The 23,022-nt window shown below is 69.8% G+C and carries 19 protein-coding genes and 1 riboswitch; of the genes, 10 read left to right on the plus strand and 9 right to left on the minus strand.

Annotation, left to right across the window (positions count from 1 at the left end; genetic code table 11):
* Positions 1 to 7: 7 nt before the first annotated feature.
* The 4 genes from ACF08B_RS29645 to ACF08B_RS29660 form a co-directional block, all read right to left on the minus strand.
* A complete protein-coding gene (locus ACF08B_RS29645) occupies positions 8 to 1,012 on the minus strand; it encodes an AAA family ATPase (RefSeq protein ID WP_392320204.1) in 1,005 nt (334 codons plus the stop codon).
* A gap of 60 nt (positions 1,013 to 1,072) precedes the next feature.
* On the minus strand, positions 1,073 to 3,169 hold the full coding sequence (locus tag ACF08B_RS29650; protein WP_392320205.1) for a trypsin-like peptidase domain-containing protein: 2,097 nt from the start codon (positions 3,167 to 3,169) through the stop codon (positions 1,073 to 1,075).
* A gap of 295 nt (positions 3,170 to 3,464) precedes the next feature.
* Positions 3,465 to 3,977, minus strand: coding sequence for a hypothetical protein (locus tag ACF08B_RS29655; protein ID WP_392320206.1), 513 nt, complete (start codon positions 3,975 to 3,977; stop codon positions 3,465 to 3,467).
* Between the two features lie 428 nt (positions 3,978 to 4,405).
* Positions 4,406 to 5,572: an NUDIX domain-containing protein gene (locus ACF08B_RS29660; protein WP_392320207.1), complete on the minus strand. Its 1,167-nt coding sequence runs from the start codon at positions 5,570 to 5,572 to the stop codon at positions 4,406 to 4,408.
* A 352-nt stretch (positions 5,573 to 5,924) separates the two neighbouring features.
* Between ACF08B_RS29660 and ACF08B_RS29665 the strand changes: the two genes are divergently transcribed.
* From ACF08B_RS29665 to ACF08B_RS29675, 3 genes are all read left to right on the plus strand, one after another.
* On the plus strand, positions 5,925 to 6,269 hold the full coding sequence (locus ACF08B_RS29665) for a hypothetical protein (RefSeq protein ID WP_392320208.1): 345 nt from the start codon (positions 5,925 to 5,927) through the stop codon (positions 6,267 to 6,269).
* A 255-nt stretch (positions 6,270 to 6,524) separates the two neighbouring features.
* Positions 6,525 to 7,388: an LLM class flavin-dependent oxidoreductase gene (locus ACF08B_RS29670; RefSeq protein ID WP_392320209.1), complete on the plus strand. Its 864-nt coding sequence runs from the start codon at positions 6,525 to 6,527 to the stop codon at positions 7,386 to 7,388.
* Positions 7,389 to 7,459: 71 nt separating this feature from the next.
* Positions 7,460 to 8,098, plus strand: a complete 639-nt coding sequence (locus ACF08B_RS29675) for a glyoxalase (protein ID WP_392320210.1) — start codon at positions 7,460 to 7,462, stop codon at positions 8,096 to 8,098.
* A 121-nt stretch (positions 8,099 to 8,219) separates the two neighbouring features.
* On the opposite strand, the gene ACF08B_RS29680 is transcribed toward ACF08B_RS29675, so the two are convergent.
* On the minus strand, positions 8,220 to 10,604 hold the full coding sequence (locus ACF08B_RS29680; protein ID WP_392320211.1) for an SCO7613 C-terminal domain-containing membrane protein: 2,385 nt from the start codon (positions 10,602 to 10,604) through the stop codon (positions 8,220 to 8,222).
* A gap of 176 nt (positions 10,605 to 10,780) precedes the next feature.
* Here ACF08B_RS29680 and ACF08B_RS29685 point away from each other — a divergent pair, with 176 nt between their 5' ends.
* Entirely contained in the window at positions 10,781 to 11,344 is a 564-nt protein-coding gene (locus tag ACF08B_RS29685; protein ID WP_392320212.1) for a dihydrofolate reductase family protein, read from the plus strand.
* Between the two features lie 77 nt (positions 11,345 to 11,421).
* Here ACF08B_RS29685 and ACF08B_RS29690 read toward each other — a convergent pair whose 3' ends face one another.
* Together ACF08B_RS29690 and ACF08B_RS29695 are read right to left on the minus strand one after the other, a co-directional pair.
* Positions 11,422 to 12,822, minus strand: a complete 1,401-nt coding sequence (locus tag ACF08B_RS29690) for a purine-cytosine permease family protein (RefSeq protein WP_392320213.1) — start codon at positions 12,820 to 12,822, stop codon at positions 11,422 to 11,424.
* Positions 12,812 to 12,907, minus strand: a riboswitch (TPP riboswitch). It overlaps the preceding gene by 11 nt.
* 289 nt (positions 12,908 to 13,196) lie before the next feature.
* The gene (locus ACF08B_RS29695) at positions 13,197 to 13,676 is read right to left on the minus strand and encodes a hypothetical protein (RefSeq protein WP_392320214.1); all 480 of its coding nucleotides are present in this window, start codon (positions 13,674 to 13,676) and stop codon (positions 13,197 to 13,199) included.
* 315 nt (positions 13,677 to 13,991) lie between these two features.
* Here ACF08B_RS29695 and ACF08B_RS29700 point away from each other — a divergent pair, with 315 nt between their 5' ends.
* Both ACF08B_RS29700 and ACF08B_RS29705 read left to right on the plus strand, forming a co-directional pair.
* Positions 13,992 to 17,108: a tetratricopeptide repeat protein gene (locus ACF08B_RS29700; protein WP_392320215.1), complete on the plus strand. Its 3,117-nt coding sequence runs from the start codon at positions 13,992 to 13,994 to the stop codon at positions 17,106 to 17,108.
* A gap of 116 nt (positions 17,109 to 17,224) precedes the next feature.
* On the plus strand, positions 17,225 to 18,052 hold the full coding sequence (locus ACF08B_RS29705; RefSeq protein ID WP_392320216.1) for a hypothetical protein: 828 nt from the start codon (positions 17,225 to 17,227) through the stop codon (positions 18,050 to 18,052).
* Positions 18,053 to 18,187: 135 nt separating this feature from the next.
* Here the strand turns inward: ACF08B_RS29705 and ACF08B_RS29710 are convergent, their stop codons facing one another.
* Entirely contained in the window at positions 18,188 to 19,354 is a 1,167-nt protein-coding gene (locus ACF08B_RS29710) for an alanine--tRNA ligase-related protein (RefSeq protein WP_392320217.1), read from the minus strand.
* A 394-nt stretch (positions 19,355 to 19,748) separates the two neighbouring features.
* Between ACF08B_RS29710 and ACF08B_RS29715 the strand changes: the two genes are divergently transcribed.
* Positions 19,749 to 20,540 carry a DUF4239 domain-containing protein gene (locus tag ACF08B_RS29715; protein ID WP_392320218.1) on the plus strand — a complete coding sequence of 264 codons (792 nt, stop codon included), beginning with the start codon at positions 19,749 to 19,751 and terminating at the stop codon, positions 20,538 to 20,540.
* A gap of 231 nt (positions 20,541 to 20,771) precedes the next feature.
* Positions 20,772 to 21,143 (plus strand): cupin domain-containing protein, encoded by a 372-nt coding sequence (locus tag ACF08B_RS29720; protein ID WP_392320219.1) that lies wholly within the window; start codon positions 20,772 to 20,774, stop codon positions 21,141 to 21,143.
* Between the two features lie 25 nt (positions 21,144 to 21,168).
* On the opposite strand, the gene ACF08B_RS29725 is transcribed toward ACF08B_RS29720, so the two are convergent.
* The gene (locus ACF08B_RS29725; protein ID WP_392320220.1) at positions 21,169 to 21,627 is read right to left on the minus strand and encodes a hypothetical protein; all 459 of its coding nucleotides are present in this window, start codon (positions 21,625 to 21,627) and stop codon (positions 21,169 to 21,171) included.
* Between the two features lie 348 nt (positions 21,628 to 21,975).
* Between ACF08B_RS29725 and ACF08B_RS29730 the strand changes: the two genes are divergently transcribed.
* Positions 21,976 to 22,305 (plus strand): hypothetical protein, encoded by a 330-nt coding sequence (locus ACF08B_RS29730; protein WP_392320221.1) that lies wholly within the window; start codon positions 21,976 to 21,978, stop codon positions 22,303 to 22,305.
* 115 nt (positions 22,306 to 22,420) lie between these two features.
* The gene (locus ACF08B_RS29735) at positions 22,421 to 22,975 is read left to right on the plus strand and encodes a hypothetical protein (protein ID WP_392320222.1); all 555 of its coding nucleotides are present in this window, start codon (positions 22,421 to 22,423) and stop codon (positions 22,973 to 22,975) included.
* The last annotated feature ends 47 nt before the right edge of the window (positions 22,976 to 23,022 follow it).

A 23,022-nucleotide genomic window follows, 5' to 3' on the forward strand; every position in this document is an offset into this window, starting at 1 on the left:
CCTCCGGTCACCCGTGCCGCGGATCGATCGGCCTCATGAGCATCTCCAGGAGGTCACTGCGCCGAAGCGCGTCGGCACCCGCAGGCCCATTGACCAGAAAGATGGCGTTGAGCAGCTGATCCGCCGGCCTGGCCCCTCCCGTGTCGTCGCCGTTGAGGAACCGGCGGATCATCTCCCCATGCCGTGCATCCTCCCCACGGCCGAAATGCGCCTGGACCAGGGCGGCGATCTGCTCGGAGTTCGGCGGGGACAACTGCAGCGCCAGACACCGGCGCTGCAAGGCGGGCGGGAAGTCCCGCTCGCCGTTGCTCGTGATGACAATGAACGGAAAGGCTCGGCAGCGTACCCGCCCTTCCTTCACCACAACCCGTCCCCCGTCATCGGTGAGGACTGTGACCTCGGGCTGCCGGTCGGCGATGCGCTCCAGCTCCGGGATGGTGAACTCTCCATCCTCCAGGACGTGCAGCAGATCGTTGGGGAGATCGATGTCGCTCTTGTCGAGCTCGTCGATGAGCAGTGGGCGTGGCCGGTCTGCGGCGATCAGGGCCGTGCCGAGCGGTCCGAGCCGGATGTACCGGCCGATGTCGTCGGTCGGCTTTCCGTCGCCTGAGGCGAGCTGGGAGTCCTGGAGCCGGCCGAGTGCGTCGTACTGGTAGAGGCCGTCCTTGAGGGTCGTGCGGCTGACGATGGACCACTGCAGCACGCGGCCGAGCCCCAGTTCGTACGCCACGGCGTGGGCGAGGGTCGACTTGCCCGTGCCCGGTTGTCCGGTGACAAGCAGCGGACGGCGCAGGTAGAGCGCGGCGTTGACCATGTGCAGGGTGTGGTCGCGATGGACGGGCGGCGTACCGGCGTCCAGGCCGCCGAGCCGCCGCAGGGTGGTGGAGTCTATCGGGGGCACGTCGTACGAGCCCTCACCATCGAAGCGCCGCCACTCGGGCGCTGGAGGCAGGAGCGCGATACGGTCGGGATCGGGCTCCCCGGTGCCCTGATAGATCAGCCATTCGTCCATGGTGTGTGCTCCTCGCTCGGCTGCGGCGGGACGGGGCGGTGCGTGCCTGCCTCGCACCTGCTAGGGGGCGTCAAGTTCGAAGTCCTCACTCGGCAGCGGACGATGGGGGTCGTCGAAGAGCAACGCCATGTGGTGCGCCCAGCCCCCTTCCGGTCGCGTCTCTGCTCTGTCGTAGCGCAATCTCCTAATACTGTCCGGGAGTTCACGAATCGTATGAATCGCATCGAGAAGGCTGACAGCGCCTCGGACCAGCTCATCGTCGCTTCGTTCCTCAGCGCGTCTCTTGGTGCTCCACAGTGCGACCGGAAAGCCCGCTTCGAGGACCGCCGCGAGCTCCCGGTGCCTGGTACCCGAACCCGCCGCGCCACGGGCCGCCGGCCGGTCGAACAGGGGTACGCCGCCGGGTCCGGCCCGCTGCCACCACTCGTCCGGACCACGTCCGGTTTCCTCTACCGGCACCGCTGTCAAGGAGCCGGCGTTCTGCAGTGCCTCCCACCGTTCACGAACCCGTACCATCCGGCCCGACCGCCGGCTCAGGTCCCGCAGCACCACGCTGCGTTGTTCGCCGACGGGCCGTGACCGCGCAGGGTGTACGGCGTCGTGTGCCCGCCACAGATGCACTTCGAGGTCGAAGTAGTCCGGTGGGAGGGCGACTTCCAGCGGCGCCGGCAGGCCCGGCAGATCAGCTCTGCTGAAGGCGTCCGCCAGCGGCTGCGCCAGCCGGCGAACCACGTCGGCCTCCCGCACACCTCCACCCACGCACTCCTCCTCCAGCGTGATCAATTCCCCGTCCCCCTGGTCCACCGCGATGCGCCAGTAGAACCGCGGCGGCATCGCGTAGTGCAGGGGCTCCAGTTCGACGGTGACGACAGGATGACCGTCGCCCCGAGCCGGGAACGGTGTCGCCGTCTGCGGCGTCGTACGCGGATGTGCGAGCGAGGAAGGCAGTGACGCGTCGGTGACCAGCGGCCGCAGTGTGGGCGCCACCTGCGCCAGCCGTTCCCTGATCCAGGATTCCAGCCGGAATGCGGCCGCATCGTGTGGGTTCGCGTGCTGGGTGGAGAGCACCACCAGGCGCAGATAGCGGAGGAACACGGCTGCGGGCGTGGGGTCGTGGCCGTAGAGCATGCCGTGGCCTTCACGCCAGGTCCTCGGAGGTAGCCATGTCAAACCGGTGGGGGCGTCTCCAAGGGTTGCCAGGAGGATGTCGGCGACCGGCCGCGCCCCCTCGGAAGGCGGGATGGCGGACAGTAGGGCCAGCGCCGTGCGACGGTCGTCGGGGCTCCACTGGTCACCAGTGAGGGCGAGACCGGTTACTAACTGCCGTTGCAGGGTGGCCCAGTCGTCGGTCGCATCAGGGACGCGGCTGGCGTGCCACCGGTCGTGGTCGGCGAGGACGCGCAGGCCGAGGGGGCCCAGGTCGTGCAGGGCCGCGGTACTGACCAGGACGGCGGTGCTGTCACCGCGACGGGCCTTGGCGACCCCCACCACGGCTCCGGTGGCGGGGTCGAATACCGGTCCTCCAGAGGCCCCCGTCGCCAGCGCCCCGTCGCCGAGCAGTCCGTACCGTCCCATGCTGCCGATGAGCTGGAAGGCGCCCTCCCAGTGCTCGGTGCGGCCGTCCGCACGGTGGGCGTAACCGCCGACGAGGACGGGCCGGGCGAAGGCCGGGGGGCGGTCGCTGAGCCAGACCGCCGTGTGCGACGGCGGATCGTCCACTCGGACCAGGGCCAGGTCCTGCTCCAGCGGCGTGAGACGGTGCGGATCCGGCTCCTCCTTCAGCAGCCAGGCTTCCAGTCGTGCCTCGCACGGCGTGCCGCCGGCAAGGCCGTCCCCCTGTACCTGGAAGATCGCGCCGGGATCACGCCGCAGGTGGGGGGAGAGTACGTGCGCGCAGGTCAGGACCCAGCCCGGCGCGACGAAGAAACCGGAACCCCACGCGTCGCCCTCGGCAGACCGCAGCCGCACCGTGGCCTCGTGCACCAGGGATCTCAGACCGGTCTCTACATCGGTCATCGGCTCCTCGTGGCCCCCGCTCCTGCGTACCGGATTTGCGCGGCGTGTGGCAGTTGTGCCGAGGCTACCGACCAATTGGAAGCCTTGGGAGACGAACGGGCCACTCCGTGACACTGCCCGGTCCGGCGGCGCGGAGAACATCGGCTGGACTGCTGCGGGAACGGCGTGCCGCCATGCCCTGCGCCGCATGAAGCACGGACCCCGCCGCCGGTGGCACGGTGCTGTCCCGGTGTCGACAGTTCAGTGGTGACGTGGACGCCCGCATGTGGAGACGTTGCCCCTACCAGACCGGTCCTTGGCGCGGACCTCTGGCCAGAGCTAGGCATGCGACACCCCCTCCCGCTGTCACTCGAAGGAAGGCGGCGTCGCCGTGTGTGCCTCAGCGGCTGGTCGGCAAGTCTGGCACCGACCTTTGGAACGCCTGATGCGGCGTGCCTCAAGCAACCGGTGCCGGCGATGCCGCAGGTGCAGGTGCAGGTGCAGGTGCAGGTACGTCCCGCTGCTGCTCGTGGGTGGCGGAAGATTGGCTACCCGTGTCGCGGAACAGGGCCATAGCGTCGTGAATACTCGTCAGCGTTGTGGACGCACCGCTCAGTTCCAGAGCGACGGCGGCCGTCAGATTGTCTCTCAACAGCGGCTGCTTCACCTGCTCGATGAGTTCCTGGGAGCGTGCTGCTCGGACGCTTTTCTCTGCGTCTTCGCGCAGGCCGGCCAGCGCCTCGATCATCATCTTCCGCTCCTCTGCTCGATTCCGGAAGAACAGGAAGGACAGCGCCTGTGAGATGGCGCCAGCGGCGGTGGCCGCCACAGCCAGCGCTGTGTCGTCGGAGTGCAAGACACCGACTGTGATCCCCGCACCGATGATCAAGTATCCGAAGACAGCGGCAGTGACTGCTACGAAAAAGCTGACGTCAGCTCGTTTGCCGACCTTCTTGTAGTACTCCTCCAAGACATCAGCCAACGGGCTGGGCACGGACGTTGGCACGTCAGCCGGAGCGGGGTGGACGACTGTCGGCCCGGGGCGCTCGCCTGCCTTGTCCGCGTCCGCGTCCGCATCGTGTAGAGATCCGCTTCCTGCCTCGGCCGTCTTCCTGTCCTGGAGGAGCTGTCGCACTCTCGACCAGGCGTCTCCGGAAGCTGCGGCTGCAGCTTGAGCTGCAGCCGCAGCCAGAATCTCAATGGCCATGTTGCTCTCCCCGTCAGGCGCGGCTGTGCCGGAAGATTACCCCCGTCTCAGCTCATGCTGCTGGCTGATGCCGATCACCAAGTCCGAGGAAGGACTACCGGCTGCGGGGTTCTGACCGCGGTGGAATGGAAGTCGCTGAGCAAGCGTCCCATCTCTTCAACGAGAGCCCTCTGAAACGTCGTTGAAGCGCGCTACGTGGCGAAGGGCGTGAAGTGCGCAGGGGAGTGGTCGATGGGCAGGCCGGGGCGCCAGGCCGTGAGGATCTGCGCGCTGCACACGAAGAGGCCGTCGGGCAGCTGGTCCAGGGGATACCAGGCCCAGTCGCCTACGCTCTCGTCCGGTTGCGTGGCGGGTCGGCCCTCCCACGCGCCGACCACGGCGCCCACGGTGACGCGCACGATGCCTCCGGCGTGATCGACGAGCGTGCCCAGAAGCTCGACGTCGTCGGGGTACGCGATCAGGCCGGTCTCCTCGCGGAGTTCGCGGACAGCGGCCGCTTCGAAGGACTCCCCGGCCTCGACCGTACCGCCGGGCAGTTCGATGGTGCCGCGCCTGTGGCGACCGAGCAGCAGACCCTGCTCGCCAAGAAGAATCGTCCCGACACCGACGGCCGCGTGCGGTGTCGGAGGCAGCCCAGTGCGAGGGCGGCTGGAGAGACGTGCGGGCCGGACGGCGAGGCGGCGGGCCCGGATGAGCTGCTGCACGACCCGCTCGCTACGGTCAGGATGACGCAGCAGGTCGATGCCCTCGACGCGAAAGCCGTACTCGGTGAGCAGGTTCTCCCACAAGTGCGGCGCCAGGACCCACATCTGGGTGGGCAATGGCAGATCGTCCCTGAGCCGGATGAACTGCTCGCGTGGCACGACCTCCGTGGACGGGCCGCGGTCGTGCAGGTCGGTGTGCAGGAGCGAGAGGATCAGCGGAGCCCCGGGGCGCAGGCCGTCGCGGAGCGCGGGCAGGGAGCGGTGCGGGTCGAGGAACGCCAGGGTGCCGATGGCGTACGCGGCATCGAAGGGCTCGGACGCGGCGAGGTGGTCGACCAGGTCTGCCCGGACGAACTCCACGCCATCGACGTCCGCATGAGCGGAGGCGGCGCGCTCGTACTGGGTGGGCGACAGCTCGATCCCGGTGACGCGCGCACCGTGGGCCTGGGCGAGGTGCACGGCATGGTGGCCTGCGCCGGAGCCGATGTCCAGGACCCGACGACCGGCGATGTCACCGAGGATCTCGGCACCGGGCCCCACCCCTTCCCACGGTGCCCAGGACAGTCGATCGGGGATGGGCGGCAGGTACGAGCGGGCGAGCTGGCGCTGCCCGTAGAGGGTCCAGGCGCGGGCGTTGATGTCCTCAGCGGGCACTGTGTCTCCTTCGCAGGTGACGCGACGTGGTCGAGGGCCGGTGAAACACCTAACACAAAAACACCCAATACAAGTCGGCGTTGCGGATCGAGCCGTGAGCGAGGGACGGCAGCTGCCTGCCCTCCGCTCCGACGGTAGGCGGTCTTTCGCCCAGGACAGTGAGTTCGCAAGAATCGCTGATGTGGGGGACGGGTCTTTGTGGGTGGCATGTCTGACGGCGGCCACGGCAATCATGGCCAGCTGGGTGACGAGCCGTGGGAGTCTGAGGGCGGCGCGGGAGCAGGCTGACGCTGCGGCGAGGGCGCAGAGGACATCTTGGCTTGCGCAGTCACGCAGGGATTCCTCCATCGAAGTGGTCAACCGGGCCCACGACATGGGCGCGTTGTACAGGGAGCTGCCGCTCGTCCTGGCCATGCCGGCGGGTGCGGAGAAGGCGGCGGCTGTCGAGGAGCATGCGAAACAGTTGCGCGAGGCCTACGGCCCCTTCACCAGGGCCTGCGATGTGATGGTCGTAGACGCCGGCAACTCCGTGGCCGAGGCCGTTCAGCGCGTTTTTGATCATTCGCGATCCATCTACGTGTGCTTGCTCAACGCCACCGCTTCCGGTGATGCCCAGTCGGTCTATGCCGAGGCGATCCATCAATACTGGCAGTCGTTGCACGAGTTGGTGTGGGAGATGCACCGCGAGGGGAACTGAGGGCTTTCGCGCCGTCAGCGCACCACCGTCGCCGACGGCACCGTCGCCTGAACCCAGGAGGAAGGCGTAGCGGGTGTCGTAGTCACCGTGGGTGCCATGTTCACGATCGAGCCGTTGAATGCGACCACCGACTCGGCCGGTTCCGGTTCCGGAGTCGGCGTAGGGGAAGACTTCTGGCTCGCAGCGACCATCGGCTTGTCCGGCTCGTCCTATGACCGGTTGCCGCATGACGGGCCTGCCGCGCAACCTGGTGGGATGCGCTTCTCCGTCAACATCCCGAACTTCGGTGACTTCGCCGACCCCCGTAAGGTCGCGACTGTCGCGGCTGCCGCCGAACAGGCCGGCTGGGACGGTCTGTTCGTCTGGGACCACGTACTGCACCGACAGCACCAAGGGCGTCCTTTCGGAGACCCCTGGATGCTGCTGACCGCGGCGGCGCTGGCCACCTCCCGGATTCGCCTGGGCACGCTGCTGACACCGGTTCCCCGCTACCGTCCGCAGCAACTGGCCCGTCAGGTGGCCACCCTCGACCAGCTCAGCGGCGGCCGGGTGATCTTCGCTGCCGGTCTGGGCGGCCCTATCGAGGACGACTACCGTAGCTTCGGTGACACCGCCGAGCCGCGTGTCCTCGCCGAGCGGCTGGACGAGGGGCTGGAACTGCTGCCCCGCCTCTGGGCCGGCGAACCGGTGAACCACCACGGCCGGCACTACGAGGTACGCGATGTGACGCTGCTGCCCGCCACCGTGCAACGGCCCGGACCGCCGGTGTGGATCGGCGGGTTCTGGCCGCGTCGTGCGCCCATGCGGCGGGCAGCGCGGTGGGACGGCGCGGTGCCGCTCTTCGAGACGGCACGGCACGGTCACGTGCCGGACGTGTCCGACGTACGCGAGCTGGTCGCCTACGTGCGCAAGCACCGCACAGCCGAGGCCGAGCGCCCCTTCGAGTGGGTGCTCGGCGGTGCCACGCCCCCGGACGCGGCGAAGGCCAGGGACGTGATCGGTCCCCTGTACGACGCCGGTGCCACCTGGTGGGACGAGCGACAGATACAGACCGGCCCCGGTCTGGACCGCCTCCCTCCGGTGCTGCGCCGGATCGAAGCGGGAACGCCGGTGGTCTGATCAAGGTCGGCGGGCCGATCGGTCAGTTTTCGAGAAGCACCGGTCGCCCCGCCGCCCGTAACGTCGACGGCATGAACTCCATCGACGCCGTCATCCTGGAAGTGGCCGACCTCGCGGCGGCCAACCGCTTCTACTCCACCCTGCTGGGGCCCGACTCGCCGCACCTGCGCCTGCGGGAGTCCGGGACCCCTACGACAGGATTCCGTGGCTTCACCCTGTCGCTGGTGGTGTCCCAGCCCGGCAACGCCGACGCTCTCATCAAGGCGGCTCTGGACGCCGGTGCCACCTCCCTCAAGCCCGCCTCGAAGTCGCTGTGGGGCTACGGCGGCGTCGTCCAGGCCCCGGACGGCACGATCGTGAAGATCGCGACGTCGGCGAAGAAGGACACCGGCCCGGTCTCCCAGGACTTCGACGAGTTCGTGGTCCTGCTGGGCGTCGAGGACGTGAAGGCCACCAAGCAGTTCTACGCGGAGCGGGGACTGAGGGTGGGCAGGAGCTTCGGCGGCAAGTACGTCGAGTTCGCCACCGACGCCGGCCACGTCAAGCTCGGTCTGTACAAGCGCCGCGGTCTCGCCAAGGACGTGGGCGTCTCCGCCGAGGGCACCGGATCGCATCGACTCCTGCTCTCCGGCGTTGCCGGCCCCTGCAAGGATCTGGACGACTTCGTCTGGGAAGCCAGTGCCCATGCCCCGCTGACAGCCACCGCCTGAGTGGAACGACGACACGGGGACCTTCCCCCATGACACAACGGTGTTCTTCGAAGGCATCCACGAGCTGAGACCGGATGCGGCCCGCTGCCGACGTGCGGACACCGAACCTGACGAAGCACCACTAGCTCATCCGGCCGAGTACGTCCCGCACCCGCCGCACGTCCCGCAGCCGCCGTTCGTACGTCGCGCCGACGGCGAGCAGCAGCAGACCTGCGAGCGCGGGCGGCGCCCAGCGGGGAAGGAAGCCGGCGATCTGCACCAGGTAGGGCGCCAGTTCGTGCAGTGCGTCCAGCACGAGGACCCCACCACCCAGCAGCAGCGGTGCGCGCAGCTGGTGTCGGGCGCCCGCCAGGGTGACCAGCAGTGCCGCCGCGCCCAGCAGCCACGGGCGGGTGGCGTGCGCGTCGGTCCAGGCGGCAGCGAGGCTCGGCAGGAGCGTGGCGGCCAGCCCGGGGCCGTACGCCACCCACGACGACACCCGCGGATCCCGGCGCCGCCTCAGCGCGCCGATCAAGAGCGCCGGGAGGGACGCCGGCACCGTGTACGCCTCCGGTGCGGTGACACCCCAGGCGGCGAGACGCACCCAGGCGGCCAGCGCGAACAGCGCGGTGGCCGCATAGGCGGCGGGACGGCGGTCGGCGCGCACGGCCGTACCCGCGGCGATCACCGCGGACAGGGACAGCGTCAGGGAGAGCATCGCCGGATCGCCGACCGCGAGCCCGATCGCCAGGAGCCCCGCGGCCGCTCCCGTCACCTCGGTGACCACGGTCGTCCGCGCGTCGGTCGCCCGTACGGCGAACAGCGCCGCCACGGCGGGGACCACGAGCACGAGCAGCGCGGTGTGCTCCGGTGCCCAGCCCGCCGCGGTACCCACCGCGCAGGCCAGAGCGGTGCCGTACCCGAGCGCGGCCGGGACCGCAACGGTGACCAGGCGCTGGCCGAGGGACGCCGCCCCGAAGAGCACTGTCAGGGCGGTGAGCACCCCTACGGTCGCGGACCGCGTCGCCAGCGAGAGGAACGCGAGGGAAGCCGACGTGACGAGGGCCAGCACCAGCGCCGGGAGCGGGCCGCCGCTCTCCGCCACCCGAGACCACGACCCCGCCGCGAGCAGGGCAGCCGTCGCCAGCAGCTCCACCACGAGCACCGCCGGGTACGGCACGTCGAGCACCACCGGGATCGCCATGAGCGCGGACCACCCCAGCGCCAGCGCGCCCGTCAGCGCCCTCGGGCGCCACGTCGTAGCGCGGACCGCGAGTGCGAGGACGGCCGCTACGGCGGCCAGGACCAGCGGCGCCGTCAGCAGCTGCGACAGCCACGGCGCGTCCGCCGACACGGCTTCCCGGGCACCGCCCGGTGTTCCCGACCAGATCCGTGCCGTCCAGCCGGCCGGTCCCAGCAGCGTCAGCGCGGGCAGGGGCAGCGCCCACAGCACGGACAGTCCCTGTACGGCGGCGGAGGCGAGGACGAGGCCGCGCCGCACCGGCTCCGGCAGCCGAACGACCCGTATCGCAGCCAGCAGAGTTATGCCCAGGACGAGATGCGCGGGGACCAGCCAGGGGACCGGCAGTACCGGGTGGACGATGCCGCCGAGCGCGGCGACGGCAAGCAGACCGACGGCTACGGACAGCCCGACGGCGTGCGCCGCGGCACGACCCCGCCATGCCGCCGCCAGCGCGGTACCGGCCGCGAAGAACAGCAGCCCGGCCGCGAGGGCCCCGGCGCCCGGACCGTCCGCCGTCCACGACAGCCAGGCAGCACCCAGCACTCCCCAGGCCCCCATGCCGTACGCGCCGACCGTGGCCGTGATCCGCACCGGCCCGGCCGGAGCGCGCAGCGCCACGGCCGTGTCGCACGCGGCCGTCACGAGCAGCGCGCCGGTGATCCCGTACCGCCCCGCGTCGGCCGCAACCGCCCCCAGCAGGAGCGGCAGCTGCGCCGCGGTGAGCGCGGCCGGAAGCGGCAGCCGCAGCGTGCTCGTACGCGGCAAGCGTCCGTATCCCGTCCACACGGCCGCCAGCACCGCCGACGCCCCGGCGGCGTACCCCGTGGCGTCCACGCCGGTGAGGGCGACCGCGTGCAGCGCGTAGGCGTCGAGCACCGTGAGTGCCAGCGCCAGCCCCGCCAGCGCCTCGGCCGTCGAACGCAGACCGCGACCCAGCAGCGGCAGCGGGGCGGCCAGGGCGGCCACCGTGACCGCGCCCAGCACGAGCGAGCGTCCGGCGATCCCCAGATGGCCCCAGCTGACCAGCGTGAACGCGATCGCCGCGATGGTCAGCAGCAGGCCGCCCAGGAGCAGCAGCACATTCTGCACGCGCGGCGCGGTGGCCTCGGCGCCGTGCGGTGCGGGCAAGGCCGTGGGCGGCACCGGACTTGGCTGTGACAGCGAGGGCAGATGGGCGACCAGCCAGGTGCGGCGCGCCAGCAACTGGGTCCGGCGGGCGTCCAGTTGCCACAGCTCGGTGTCGATGAGCCGCAGCTCCTCGGCCGGTGGCGGAACATGTGTCATGGTTCGGAGTGTGTCCCGCACCACGTCGTACCACATGAGCGCGCCTACTCAGAACGTACTCAGGTACGGGGCGAACGCCCGTGGAGCGGCGACATCGGGCGGGGCTCTCGCGAGCCGCAACAAGCCCGCGGCATTCGGCGGTCGTACTCTCGAACCGTTGCCGAGGAGGCCTTCCGATGCGCAGAGTGACCTATTCGATGAGCGTCTCGCTCGACGGCTACATCGTGGGGCCGGACGGCAGCTTCGCGTGGACGGTGCCCGACGAGGAGATCTTTCGCTCCTGGATCGACAGGGTACGAGACGTCGGCGTCCACCTCCTGGGACGACGGTTGTACGAGACGATGCTGTACTGGGAGACCGCCGACCAGGACCCGTCGCTCGACGACTCGAAGCGCGAATGGGCGGCGCTCTGGAAGCAGCTCCCCAAAGTGGTGTTCTCCACCACGCTGTCGGAGGTCGAGGGCCATGCCCGGCTCGCTTCCGGCGGCCTGACGCAGGAGATCGAGCGGTTGCGCGCCGAGCCGGGGGAGGGCGACATCGCGATCGGCGGCGCCGCCCTCGCCGCCGAGGCGGCCGCGCTGGATCTGATCGACGAGTACCGGACGCTGGTCCACCCGGTGCTCCTCGGCGGTGGCATCCCGTTCTTCCCCCGGCACGAGCGCCGCGTGGATCTCGAACTCGTCGAGACCCGCACCTTCAGTTCGCGAGTCGTCTACCTCCGCCACCGGGTGACGCGCTGAGCCGAGTCCCCGGAACGCCACCGCACACGATCCGCCCAGCCGGGGCAGGCAACTCCCCGAGGAGGAGCGGGCGCGGGTCAGGACCGGCGTCGTACGCGCAACGGCGCATAGACGAGCAGCGCCGCGAGGAACGCGACGGGGTAGGCGAGGTCGGCGCTGTGCAGGGCCCGGGCGACCGGCCCCACGTACAGGCTGGTGCTCATGAACGGCACCGCCACGGCGAAACCGACGACGAACGCGGTGACGGCCGGCCACCACGGCTGCGGCGCGGCGTGCTCCTGCGCCAGGTCGACCGGGCGGTCGCCGCGCGCCCGTGCGCGGGCCACCCAGTCGACGATCACGACCGCGACGAACGCGGGGATCCAGTAGCCGACGAACAGCAGCACGTTCTGGAAGCGGGCAGTGGTGTCAGCGGCGTGCATCCACAGCACGAGCGGGAAGCCGAGCACCGCGGCGAGCGCGGCGGCGACCGGCCGCGGCAGCCGCACTCCGATCGTCTGCAGCGCCAGCGACCCGCTGTAGTCGTTCATGGCGTTGCTGCACAGGGCCGCGACGGCGACCGCGAGGAGTCCGAACGCGCCGAGCGCGCCGCCGCCGAGCAACCGGTCGACACCGCGGGCGGTCTGGTCGGTGAACTCAGCGGCGCCCCACAGACCGAGTGCCTGCACGGCGACGAAGGACACGCTGACACCGAGCAGGGTGCACCAGAACATGCTGGAACGCGACGCCGTGCGGGGCAGGTAGCGGCTGAAGTCACTGGCGTACGGGGCCCACGAGAGCGCGAGACTCAAAGCGATGGTGCAGGTCAGCACGAACGCTCCCGCCCGGTCGGCGCCGTGCACGGTCGCGGCCGTCGCGGGCTGGGTGCCGTGCACGAGCTTCACCGCCAACGCGGCGAACGAGGCGGCGAGCGCGAAGGTCATCACCGTCTGCAGGCGGTGGATCGCCTCGTACCCGATCACGCCGAGCGCCCCCTGGGCGATGAGCATCACCAGGACGCCCAGCCAGAACGGCCAGCCGAACAGCTGAGCCAGCGCGTCGCCCCCGAACAGGCCAATCAGGGCGTCCCAGGCGATGGAGGACAGCCACTGCAGGGTGCCCGGCAGAGCCACGGCCCGTCCGAAAGCCAGCCTCGCCAGCGGGAGTTGGCCCGCCCCGGTCTGGCTGCCCCAGGTTCCCAGGTAGGCCGTGGGCACCGCGCCCAGCACGGTGCCGAGCACCACGGCGAGCAGCGCGGTGGCGAAGTCCAGTCCGAGGGCCGCGCCGACCGTACCGGTGAAGACGCCGGTCATCGTCAGATTGGGGGCGAACCACACGGTGAACAGCCGGCGGGGGCTGCCGTAGCGAGCGTCCTCGGGCACCGGCGCGATGCCGCGCGCCTCCACTCGCAGATCGCCGGGGGCGGTCGGCATCCGGCCGTCGAAGACGCCCCGCGCCTCGGCGACGGCCGTCTCTTCATGGGCATACGGCAACGACATACGACATCCCTCCGCCAGTCCTAACTGGTTCAGGTTCAACGGGTGTGATCTCAGCCCCCGTGCGGGGGCACCCCGTGTCCAGGTACGCCGGCCAGAATAGCCCGGTCCGGTGACCGGTTCCGGTCGGGGGAGGGGGATGGGGAGGGTGAGTGCCCCCCCCGGAAACGTGCGGCGCCCGTCCGACTGCCCGATACCCGCGTGTGTGTAGTCGGTCAGCCACCCTCCGTAAGAGTTCTTGCCGCGTGAAATGCCGCTCTCGACGCGTCGCCGCCGTCGTGGGGTGGGCGCGGGCCGCTGAGGCCGGTCACGCCGGAAGGCGGCGGCACACGCGTGCAGCCGCCCTCCTGAGAATGCCTAACTACCTGCGGTTCCCCTCAGCCCTGCACGAGTACCGTGCACCAGACCTCGTTGTGGTCGCCGATGCCGCAGTCGCCGATCTCCCCGCTGCGGATCTTCGTCCAGACCCCCTTGGCCCGCCAGTGCCAGGTACCGACCCGCGAGAACCGCTCGTGGTAGCCGTGCGTGGCGAACGTGAAGGCGTCGACGTCCTTGCCGGTGCCGTTGCCGCCCCGCGTTCCGTTGCCGAACGACTCCTGCTTGCACTTCGCGTGCTTGAACTCGCTCCCGGTGCCGCCGCCCCAGTTCCACACGTCGCAGTAGTGCGGGCCCTCGCCGAGACTCATCGTGTAGTGCATCGTCTCGCCGGTCCGGTTCTTCACCGCGCCGCACAGGGGACCCACACAGCCGTCCGCGGAGGCGGTCGTCGCCCCCGCGACGACCGCTCCGGACGCCATGAAGGCGGTCGCGACGACGGCGACGGCTGTCCGGTTGGCGCGGGACATCATCTTGCGCATGACAATTCCATTCTCTTGTTGCGTCGGGTTGGTCACGTCTGACGCGACTGCCGGCAGGGCGGGCGGATACGCCGCTCCCGGGAAGGCTCCGGGGGCGGACGTCGGTGTTCTCCGCGGCACGCGGTGCCTGCCGCGATCCGCCTGACGGCATGTGAGCTGAGGATCTACGGTGAACCTTGCGGAAACCTTGTGACGGCCGCCCTGCCGGCGGCCCAGGAGCGAATGACGGAGGACCGAGGGCATGCCGGCCCTGCTCGGCGGACGAACACCCCAACGCGCAACGGCCGTTCCCTCCTCCCTCCCGCGTGAGGCGCGATGAACCTGCACCTGCTCGGACCTTTGGAACTGCGCGTCGCGGGACGCGCGGTCGACATCGGGGAGCCGCGTCGCCGAGCAGTCCTCGCGGCGCTGGCGGCCGACACCGGCCGACCGGTCCCCGTGAGCACGCTGGTGGACCGGGTCTGGGACACCGCCGCGCCCAATGGGGCCCGCTCGGCCCTCTACTCCCACATCAGCCGTCTGAGGCGGCTGTTCGACGGCGCGGCATCCATGGACGGCGTGGCGCCCACGGCAGGCGGTGACGGGGCAGCCGTACCCAGTACGCCGCTTCGCATCGCACGCACCTCCGGTGGATACGTCCTGGAGGCGGACGAACACGCCGTCGACCTGCTCCGTTTCCGCTCGCTCGTCGTGCGGGCGCGCGAGCCGCATCTGTCCGACCAACGCCGCACCGAGATCCTCGGAGAGGCGCTGCGACTGTGGCGCGGAGTGCCGTTGGCGGGGCTGCCGGGGGCGTGGGCGGAGCGCACCCGTACCGCCTGGACACAGGAGCGTCTGGAGACGACGCTCGCCTGGGCCCACGCCCTGCTGGGACAGGGGAAGGCCGAGGAAGTGCTCGCCGTCCTGCGGCCCTTGTTGGCGGAGCACCCGCTGAGCGAGCCCCTCGCCGTGCTGCTGATCCGCGGTCTGGCCACCAGTGGAAGAGCGGCCGAGGCCGTGGACACCTACACCAGGATCCGCCGGCAGCTCGACTCCGATCTGGGCGTGGCTCCGGGCCGTGAACTGCGGTCGGCGTACGAGGAGATGCTGCTCGGCACCGGAAAGCAGGCGCCGGCGGGGACGGGGCCAGGCCCGGCCCCGGTCAGTTCACCCGCCCCGACCACTGTCCCGATACCAGCCCAACTCCCCCTGGCTGTACACCACTTCAGCGGCAGGGAAGAGCAACTTGCCGAGCTCACACGGCGCCTGGTCACCGCAGAGGGCCCGGAGGCCGGGACGGCAGCGGTCGTCTCCGCCGTCTCCGGAGTCGCGGGCATCGGCAAGACCGCGCTGGCGGTGCGCTGGGCCCACCAGACGCGTGACTCCTTCCCCGACGGACAGCTCTACGTCGATCTCCGGGGCTACGACCCGGACGAACCGGTCTCCGCCGCCCAGGCCCTCTCGGGCTTCCTCTCCGCCCTGGGTGTGCCCGGCCCGGAGATACCGCTGCGGCTCGACGACCGGGCCGCGCGCTTCCGCACCGCGGTGGACGGACGGCGGCTGCTCGTCCTCCTCGACAATGCCGCTTCCGCCGCACAGGTGCGCCCGCTGCTGCCGGGAAGCCCGACGTGCAAAGTGGTCATCACGAGCCGGGACTCGCTGTCGTCCCTGGTGTCGCTGCACGGGGCGCACCGAGTGGTCCTCGACGTCCTCTCTCCGGATGAGGCACTCGCGCTGCTGCGCTCCCTGATCGGACCGCGCGTCGATACGGACCGCGCGGCGGCCGCCGCCCTGGCGGAACAGTGCGGGCACCTTCCGCTGGCCCTGCGAGTGGCGGCCGAACTGGCCCTGTCACGCCCCCTGGATCCACTGGCCCGCCTGGTGGAGGAACTGCGGGACGAACGGCGGCGCCTGGACCTGCTCGACTCCAGCGACGGAGATCCCCGGGCCGCCGTCCGGGCCGTCTTCTCCTGGTCCTACGACCGCCTCCCCGACCAGGAGGCGCGACTGTTCAGGCTGCTGGGCCTGCACCCAGGGCCCGACGCGGACGTGTACGCCGCCGCCGCGCTGACCGGCGAAACCGCGGAGCGCGCCCGGCGGTCCCTGGACGCCCTGTCCCGCGCGCACCTGGTGCATCGGAGCGGGCCCGGCCGTCATGCCATGCACGACCTGCTGCGCGCCTACGCCGCGGAGCTCGCGAGCCGGCACGACGGGGCGGCGGAGCGTGACGCCGCCCTGACCCGCCTGCTGGACCACTGCCTGGCGGCGTCGGCGGCGGCCATGAACGTGCTGTATCCCGCCGAACGGCATCTGCGTCCCGCCGTCGAAGTGCCCGACACAGGTCTGCCACCCCTGCGGACGGCCGACGAGTGCCGCGCGTGGCTGCGCGCCGCCCAGCACACGCTGGTGGCTCTGTGTTCCAGGACCGAGGAGCCCGGACCGTCGCGGCACACCGTGCGCATCGCCACCACGCTCCACCGGCACTACGAACGCTCGGGGCACCTCACCGACGCGCTGACCGTTCACACACATGCCCTTCGGGCAGCCCGCGCGGTGGGGGACACCCGTGGTGAAGTCGATGTCCTGGCCTGCGTCGGCGCGGTCCACCGGCGACTCGGAGACTACGAGAGCGCGCACCGGCACCACGCGGACGCGCTGTCTCTGTGCCGGCGGATCGGGTACGCGGCCGGAGAGGCGCGTCATCTCACCAACGTGGGCGTGCTCCACGAGTTGCGGGGCCGCTACCGGAAGGCCGCCGAGCAGCACGAGAGGGCGGTCGAGTTGTTCCGTGCGGCCGGTGACGCCCACGGGGAAGCCGACGTGCTGAACAACCTCGGCATCGTGCAGGAGTTGCTCGAGGACTATCAGGCGTCGATCGAGCGGTACGAGCAGGCGCTGGCCCTGTACCGGCGAGCTGGCCATACCTTCGGGGAAGCCAGCGCTCTCGGCAACCTGGGGATCGTACTGTCGCGGCTGGACGACCACGCGGCCGCGGCCGGGCGGTTCGAGCAGGCGCTCGCTCTCTTCCGGCGGCTCGGGCACACCGGCGGAGAGGCCCACGCGCTGTCGAACCTGGGAAACGCGCTGTGTCGCCAGGGAAGTTACGACGAAGCCGCCGAGCACCAACGCCAGGCCCTCAACCACTTCCGCCGCACCGGGGAACCCTACGGAGAAGCGGGCGCGCTCAACGGCCTGGGCGAGGCCCTGCACGGAACCGGACGGCAGGCCGAGGCCCTCGACGCCTACGCATCGGCGCTGGAGGTGGCTCGCGGAATCGGGGAGCAGGAGGAACAGGCCCGCGCTCACATGGGCACGGCTCTCGTCCGACGGGCCAGGGGAGAGCGGGCGCACGCCGTCGATCACCTCCACCGGGCGGTGTCCCTCTACACCGCACTGGATTCTCCCCGCGCGGAAGAGGCGCGTACGACCCTTCTCTCCATGGCGGCCGAGTAGGCCGAGCGGTTCGGCCTCGGCTGACCGAAGTGTGCTGCTGGAACCAGGGCTTCGGCTCGCGAACTCGTCGGATAGGCTGCCGCCTCCTGTAACGGGATCTTCCTGAAGAGGTGTGAATGAAGACAGGCAGACGAACCGCCGCGGTGGCCACGCTCGTGGGGGCGCTGGGGCTCTCGGCGCTGAACGCGCCGACGGCTCAGGCGGCGGACACCGGTATCACCGTGTCGGACATCGTCATCAACAACGGCAAGCCGATCGTCGTCGGCACGTCGAAGGTGGTGGAGCCGCCCCTCAGCTTCACCATCGCGTTGCCCTCCGGGTACAGCACGGCCGACCCCTCCCGCTACGACGCGTACCCCTTCCTCTACCGGGGCGGCATCACGACGGCGGCCGACAACGGAGAGAACTTCATCCAGCCGGGCAGCTACACCTGCTACGAGACCGACTCCAAGCACGCTCGCTGCGAGGGCGACCTCTACATCGACCCGCACCCGAGCCAGGAACACGTCGACTCCAACAGCGACGCCACGACCTGGAAGGTCGGCGTCTCGCTGAAGCTGTGGAAGGCCGACGGCGGCCTCAAGACCGGGGAACTGGAGACGCGCTCGCAGACCGCCCAGCTCAAGCGCGCGGCGAAGGCCACCGCCAACGCCTCGCCGGAGCCGGTCACCAAGGGCAAGTCGATCACCGTCACGGGCAAGCTGACCCGGGCGAACTGGAGCACGAAGGACTACGACGCCTACAGCGGCCGTACCGTCAGCCTCCAGTTCCGGGCCAAGGGCACCGACACCTTCAAGACGGTCAAGAAGGCCACCACCAGCAGCACCGGAAGCCTGAAAGCAACAGTCACCGCCTCGGTCGACGGCTCCTACCGCTGGGTGTACTACGGCAACTCCACGACCGGCGTCGCCACCAGCCCGGCCGACTACGTCGACGTGCGCTGACGAGGCCGCCCGCACCGGCCGCACCGGCGGGTCCCCCCCGATTGCCGCAACTGGGGGACCCGCCCTCCTCTCTCCACGCTCACCGGCTGGGTCACCCCTACTGGCGGCTTGGACCTTCCGCCGGGTTCGGAGCGGTCACTCCGGTCGCAGGCCGAGGACGAGGTCGCGCGGCAGCCCGTGAGTGTCGTGGAGGTAGGAGAGGTCCTCCTCGCTCAACGGGCCGTGGAACCGGGGCCGGGCGAGGACCTGGCGGCCGCGCTCCAGGAGACGACCGAAGCGCCGCTCCTCATCGAGCAGCACCCTGCGGACAGTGTCCGGGGCGACGCTCTGCCGGAAACGGTGCAGGGTGTGCTGGAACAGCTCGTCGGGCAGGTCTCCGAGGCCGCGGGAGGGATCGTCCCGGCGTAGCACCGTGAGTACCCGTCGCACCAGACGACGGAGCACGTAGCCGCGGCCGGTGTTGGCCGGAGACACCCCGTCGCCGATCACCACGATGGCTGAGCGCAGGTGGTCGCAGACCAACCGCAGCGACGGTTCGTCCAGCTTCCACAGGGCCGGCACGAGTCGGCGCCAGGGGTCGAACACGTCGCACTCGAAGACCGATGTCCGGCCTTGCAGCAGAGTGGCCAGCCGTTCGAGACCCAGTCCGGTGTCGACGTTGCGCTGGGGGAGCGGTACGAGCGAACCGTCGGCCAGGCGTCGATGGCGCATCATGACGTGGTTCCACACCTCCACCCAGCGGTCGTCACCCGTCGGCGTCGACTGCGGTGGGGTGTCGCCGGTCCACAGGAAGATCTCCGAGTCGGGGCCACAGGGACCGGTCGGGCCGTTGGACCACCAGTTGTCCTCGGTGGTGAGTTCCACGGGCACGCCGCGCTCCTGCCAGAACTCCAGGGAGGCGGTGTCCGGCCCTGTGTGGCCGTCGCCGCCGAAGGCAGTGGCGTGGAGCAGTCCCGGATCGATGCCGAATCCCTCGGTCAGCAGGTCGTAACCCCAATCGAGGCTCTGCCGGCCTTCGTAGTCGCCGAGTGACCAGGTACCGAGCATCTCGAAGACGGTCAGATGCGTGTTGTCGCCGACCTCGTCGAGGTCAGTGGTACGCAGACAGCGCTGCACGTTCACCAGCCGCCTGCCGAGGGGGTGCGGGCGCCCTTCCAGGTAGGGGGTGAGGGGGTGCATACCGGAGGTGGTGAACAGCACCGGGTCGCCGGGCGGCGGCAGCAGAGTCGAGCCGGTGATCCGGCGGTGGCCGCGCTCCTCGAAGTACTCGACGAATGTACGGACGACGTGATCGGTGTTCATGGGGTGGCTCCTTCGCGTGTGCGGCGGGGAGGCACCGGAAACGGGCGGCACGATCATCGGAACCTGGGCGGGAACGCCATGGAACCACCGGCAAACCGTTTCCGGTCGCCGATGGGAAGTGGAATACGTCAGGCGGCGGCAACCGGCGAGCTGGTCGCTCGCGCGGTCGCTGTGGTGCTTCGGCCAATGACGTTCATGCGCCAAAAGTAGCGTGCCCAGGCGGCACGGTCACACGATTTACCGCAGGTAGGTGGACCGTCGAGCGAAACCCACATAGCAGGGGGTTCACTCGTCTGGCACCCCAACTTCAGCCACGCAGACCATGGGCAGGGTCGGTTATGGAGGATTCATCAGAAATCCGGAATAGATGGTCATACATGGTAAGGTCGGCCACGTGGGACTCTGGCTCCTGAACAACTTGAACACCGCCGGCCTCGCACTCGTCATGGTGGGAGGCGTTGTTGTTCTGTCGCTCGCCGCTTGCTTGGTGGCGCGTCGAATTTTCCCTCAGCTGACCCATGGCGTGACCAATGACGTGTCGCGCACGGTCCTCGAGCTGTTCGGAGCCATCTACGGAATCGTCCTTGCTTTCGTCATCGTGACCTTGTGGACCGAGCTTGAGCAAGTGCAGACAGTGGTGACTTCCGAGGCCACGGATCTTGCTGTGATTTCCCGCAACGCGCATTCATTTCCGGACGAGGTGCAGAAAAAGCTGGATGTGGCCATCGGGGGATACATCCACGCCGTCGTAGACGACGCATGGCCGCTCATGCGTGAAGGGAAGAACAGCCTCAGCGCGACCTCGGGCAAACTCGAGGCTTTGTACGGAGTCTTCCAGGGCTACAATCCCAAAAGCGCTTCCGAGCAGACCTTCTACAACGAGTCGGTGGAGCGACTGAACGATGTGACCGCACAACGCAGAATCCGCATTCTGGCCGCGACGCAACGATTGCCTGTTCTTCTGCAGGTCCTCACCTACGGGGGAGCGGTGGTCGTCATGCTGGTCACCTTGCTCTACGGGGTGGAGAACCTCAAGGTGCAGCTGCTTTTCGTAGGCACGATCGCGTTGCTGGTCGGCTTGAGTCTTACCCTCGTCCTCGTTCTCGACTACCCCTTCGCCGGTGAAGTGAGTGTGAGTCCGAACCCGTTCATGGAAGGTCAGCTGAGGAAATACTGGGGAAGCTGACTTCTGGGGTTCGAACCACTTCGAGGCCGACCTTTCGAGTGGTGAAGGGCGCCGAAGCGAGGCACGGTGGTGGAAAACCCTGAACGAGGCAGCGAATGCGCACGGATGGTCACAGATGCCGTGACTCCGGTGCGCCGGCCTTCAGGCCCGCGGAGGTGTGGCGAAGTGTCGGACAAGAACTTGGTCGAGGGAACCACCGGGCAGGAAACCTCGGCGACGTACGGACCGAGGATGCTGGCCGACGTCAAACCGCCGTTCATCCCCGAGGGTGCGTCGGGCATGACCATCCTCGTCGAGTGGCCGCCGGGCGATCCCGGCACGCCGCCGCACCGCCATTCGGGCCCATGCTTCGGCTACGTGATCGAGGGCGCCGTCCGGTTCGAACTGGAGGGAGAGCCGGAGCGCGTGGTGAAGGCCGGTGGGACGTTCTGGGAACCCGGCGGCGATGTGATCCATTACCAGGACGGCAACGCCCTGTCGGACGCGCCGACCAAGTTCGTCGTCACCATGTTGTGCGAGCCGGGGCAGCCGATGCTCACGTTCGTCGACGAGGAGGAGCTGAAGCAGCGGGCACCCCGGCGGGCGCCGCGGCCCACCGCGTAGTCATGTCCGGCAGACGCCTGCCGTATCACCGCCACCGACCGTTTCGCCCGGCCACGACCGGTTCCCGGTCCGTTTTCCGCGGCGGTTTCGCTGTGTCGGCGGTCGACGGCGTGTTGGTCAGCCAGGTGAGGAACGCGAGGATGAACAGTCCTTCGACGATCAAGGAAAGCGGGCCGTACGGCGACTCCCAGCCGGATTCGTAGTAGCCGTCGGGCAGACCTACGGTGCGCGACAGCAGGAAGGCGATGATCATTCCGAAGCTGACGAGGGCTCCGGTCAGCCACGCGATCATGGGGCGTTTCAAGGTCACCAGTGCCGCCGCCACGGCGAGCATGACGACACTGCCGAGGGCGAAGAGAACGCCGATGTAGAACTTCTCCTCGAGGTGATCAGGGACGAGGAGGGCGTGCAGCACCACATTGCCGACGGCGCAGCACGCTCCCAGGCCCCTCAGAGTGACGTCGGTGGCGGAGATGGAGTTCATGGTGACTCCAGTCGTTCATGTGTACGGAGGAGCCAGCCGGTGAAACGGGTGGCCGCGTGCGGAGGGCACGGGCGCGTCTCACCGATCGCAGGTAGCGCCCCTCGCCGGGCTGCCGACCTCCGTGACGCCGCCGCGCGGTCGGGCGCGGCATGGCCGGGCTGGGGGCGCGTACCGCTGTGGTCCTGTCGCTTCCGAGGCCGTTCGGGTGGCCGGCGAGCATGCTGGAGGTTTTGCCTCCTATGACTCCTACGGAAAGGACCTTCATCGGGATTGTCGTCGATGTCGCGGCGCACGTATTGACTCTCGTCACCTTGGAGCCATGTGATCGTTTAGCGGGGCATGAACAACATGAAGAAGCTTGCGACGCTGCTCGCAGCATGTGCCCTCTCGCTGCTCGCCACCACGCCGGCAAGCGCACAGGTCGACAGCCAGTGCGGCAAGTACATCTGTGTGATGACGGCGCACCACAACAGGTTCGTGCAGGACATCACCGTGCAGAGCAGGGACGGACTCCCCGGAACGCTGCGCTCGTACTGGGGGGACTTCCACTCCTCGAAGGTCTCCGCCGCGAGTCACCGCTGGGCGGTCGGCTACGAGCAGGCGGGCGCCAAGCTCGTGTGCGGCGGCCTGGAGCGCGACGGCCGGATGATCGAGGACGGGATCTGCGTCACCATCTGAGCCGCCGACTCGGTGGCGCGCACGGCGGTGGACGGAAAACCGGTGCATGCTCGCTCGGTGGGTAACTCATAGTGGACGCATCTTTTCTAGCGACCAAGAATGGACGGCCGTTGTTGTGACGACCGCGTACAGCGAACCCCCCACCGAGCGGGTCCCCGGGCGGGCCTGGACCGTCCGCCTCATCGGACACCGCGACCACTCCGCCACGGTCACGTGCAGCAAGGAGGGCTGCCGGATGCCGGCCCGCTCCCGCGACCTTGCGGCCTTGCGCGCCTTCGCGGCCGGGCATGCTGCCGCTCACGCCAAGGCGGCCACCGTCCGCCCCCACGCCTTCTGCTACTGCGGCGCCCAGCAGTGCTCCGCCCACATCGAGACGGTCCAGTGCGCCGGCGCCGTGGTGCTGATCCTGCGCCACGATCCGACGGTGGGTCAGGTCTGGAGCGTCGAAGAAGTCTGCGAGGCCTGCGCCCCGCGGATCCCGCACATCACCGTCGTGGCCCGCGCAGCGCGTCCACGCCGCGCGGCCGAGCGGCCCGTCGCACAGGTGCCGGCTGCCACCCGGGCGAGCGTTCCCGGCGGGTTCTCCTCGCCCGCGGCGGCCCCGGACGAGGGCGTACCCATGCCCACCCGACGCCCGCAGCGACGTCGACGCGCGGGCGGACCGCGTTGAACACCCGGGCCGTGCATGCGCGTCGGAGTGCGGAGGTGCGCGCCGGG

Source organism: Streptomyces sp. NPDC015139 (assembly GCF_043079785.1).
Lineage (GTDB): Bacteria > Actinomycetota > Actinomycetes > Streptomycetales > Streptomycetaceae > Streptomyces > Streptomyces albidocamelliae.

Coding starts and splice junctions, on each gene's coding strand:
- ACF08B_RS29725 (WP_392320220.1), bottom strand. CDS start 21,627: ATGAACTCCATCTCCGCCACCGACGTCACTCTGAGGGGCCTGGGAGCG.
- ACF08B_RS29680 (WP_392320211.1), bottom strand. CDS start 10,604: ATGACACATGTTCCGCCACCGGCCGAGGAGCTGCGGCTCATCGACACC.
- ACF08B_RS29700 (WP_392320215.1), top strand. CDS start 13,992: ATGAACCTGCACCTGCTCGGACCTTTGGAACTGCGCGTCGCGGGACGC.
- ACF08B_RS29705 (WP_392320216.1), top strand. CDS start 17,225: ATGAAGACAGGCAGACGAACCGCCGCGGTGGCCACGCTCGTGGGGGCG.
- ACF08B_RS29720 (WP_392320219.1), top strand. CDS start 20,772: ATGCTGGCCGACGTCAAACCGCCGTTCATCCCCGAGGGTGCGTCGGGC.
- ACF08B_RS29690 (WP_392320213.1), bottom strand. CDS start 12,822: ATGTCGTTGCCGTATGCCCATGAAGAGACGGCCGTCGCCGAGGCGCGG.
- ACF08B_RS29670 (WP_392320209.1), top strand. CDS start 6,525: ATGCGCTTCTCCGTCAACATCCCGAACTTCGGTGACTTCGCCGACCCC.
- ACF08B_RS29645 (WP_392320204.1), bottom strand. CDS start 1,012: ATGGACGAATGGCTGATCTATCAGGGCACCGGGGAGCCCGATCCCGAC.
- ACF08B_RS29710 (WP_392320217.1), bottom strand. CDS start 19,354: ATGAACACCGATCACGTCGTCCGTACATTCGTCGAGTACTTCGAGGAG.
- ACF08B_RS29675 (WP_392320210.1), top strand. CDS start 7,460: ATGAACTCCATCGACGCCGTCATCCTGGAAGTGGCCGACCTCGCGGCG.
- ACF08B_RS29685 (WP_392320212.1), top strand. CDS start 10,781: ATGCGCAGAGTGACCTATTCGATGAGCGTCTCGCTCGACGGCTACATC.
- ACF08B_RS29730 (WP_392320221.1), top strand. CDS start 21,976: ATGAAGAAGCTTGCGACGCTGCTCGCAGCATGTGCCCTCTCGCTGCTC.
- ACF08B_RS29650 (WP_392320205.1), bottom strand. CDS start 3,169: ATGTTCTCCGCGCCGCCGGACCGGGCAGTGTCACGGAGTGGCCCGTTC.
- ACF08B_RS29695 (WP_392320214.1), bottom strand. CDS start 13,676: ATGCGCAAGATGATGTCCCGCGCCAACCGGACAGCCGTCGCCGTCGTC.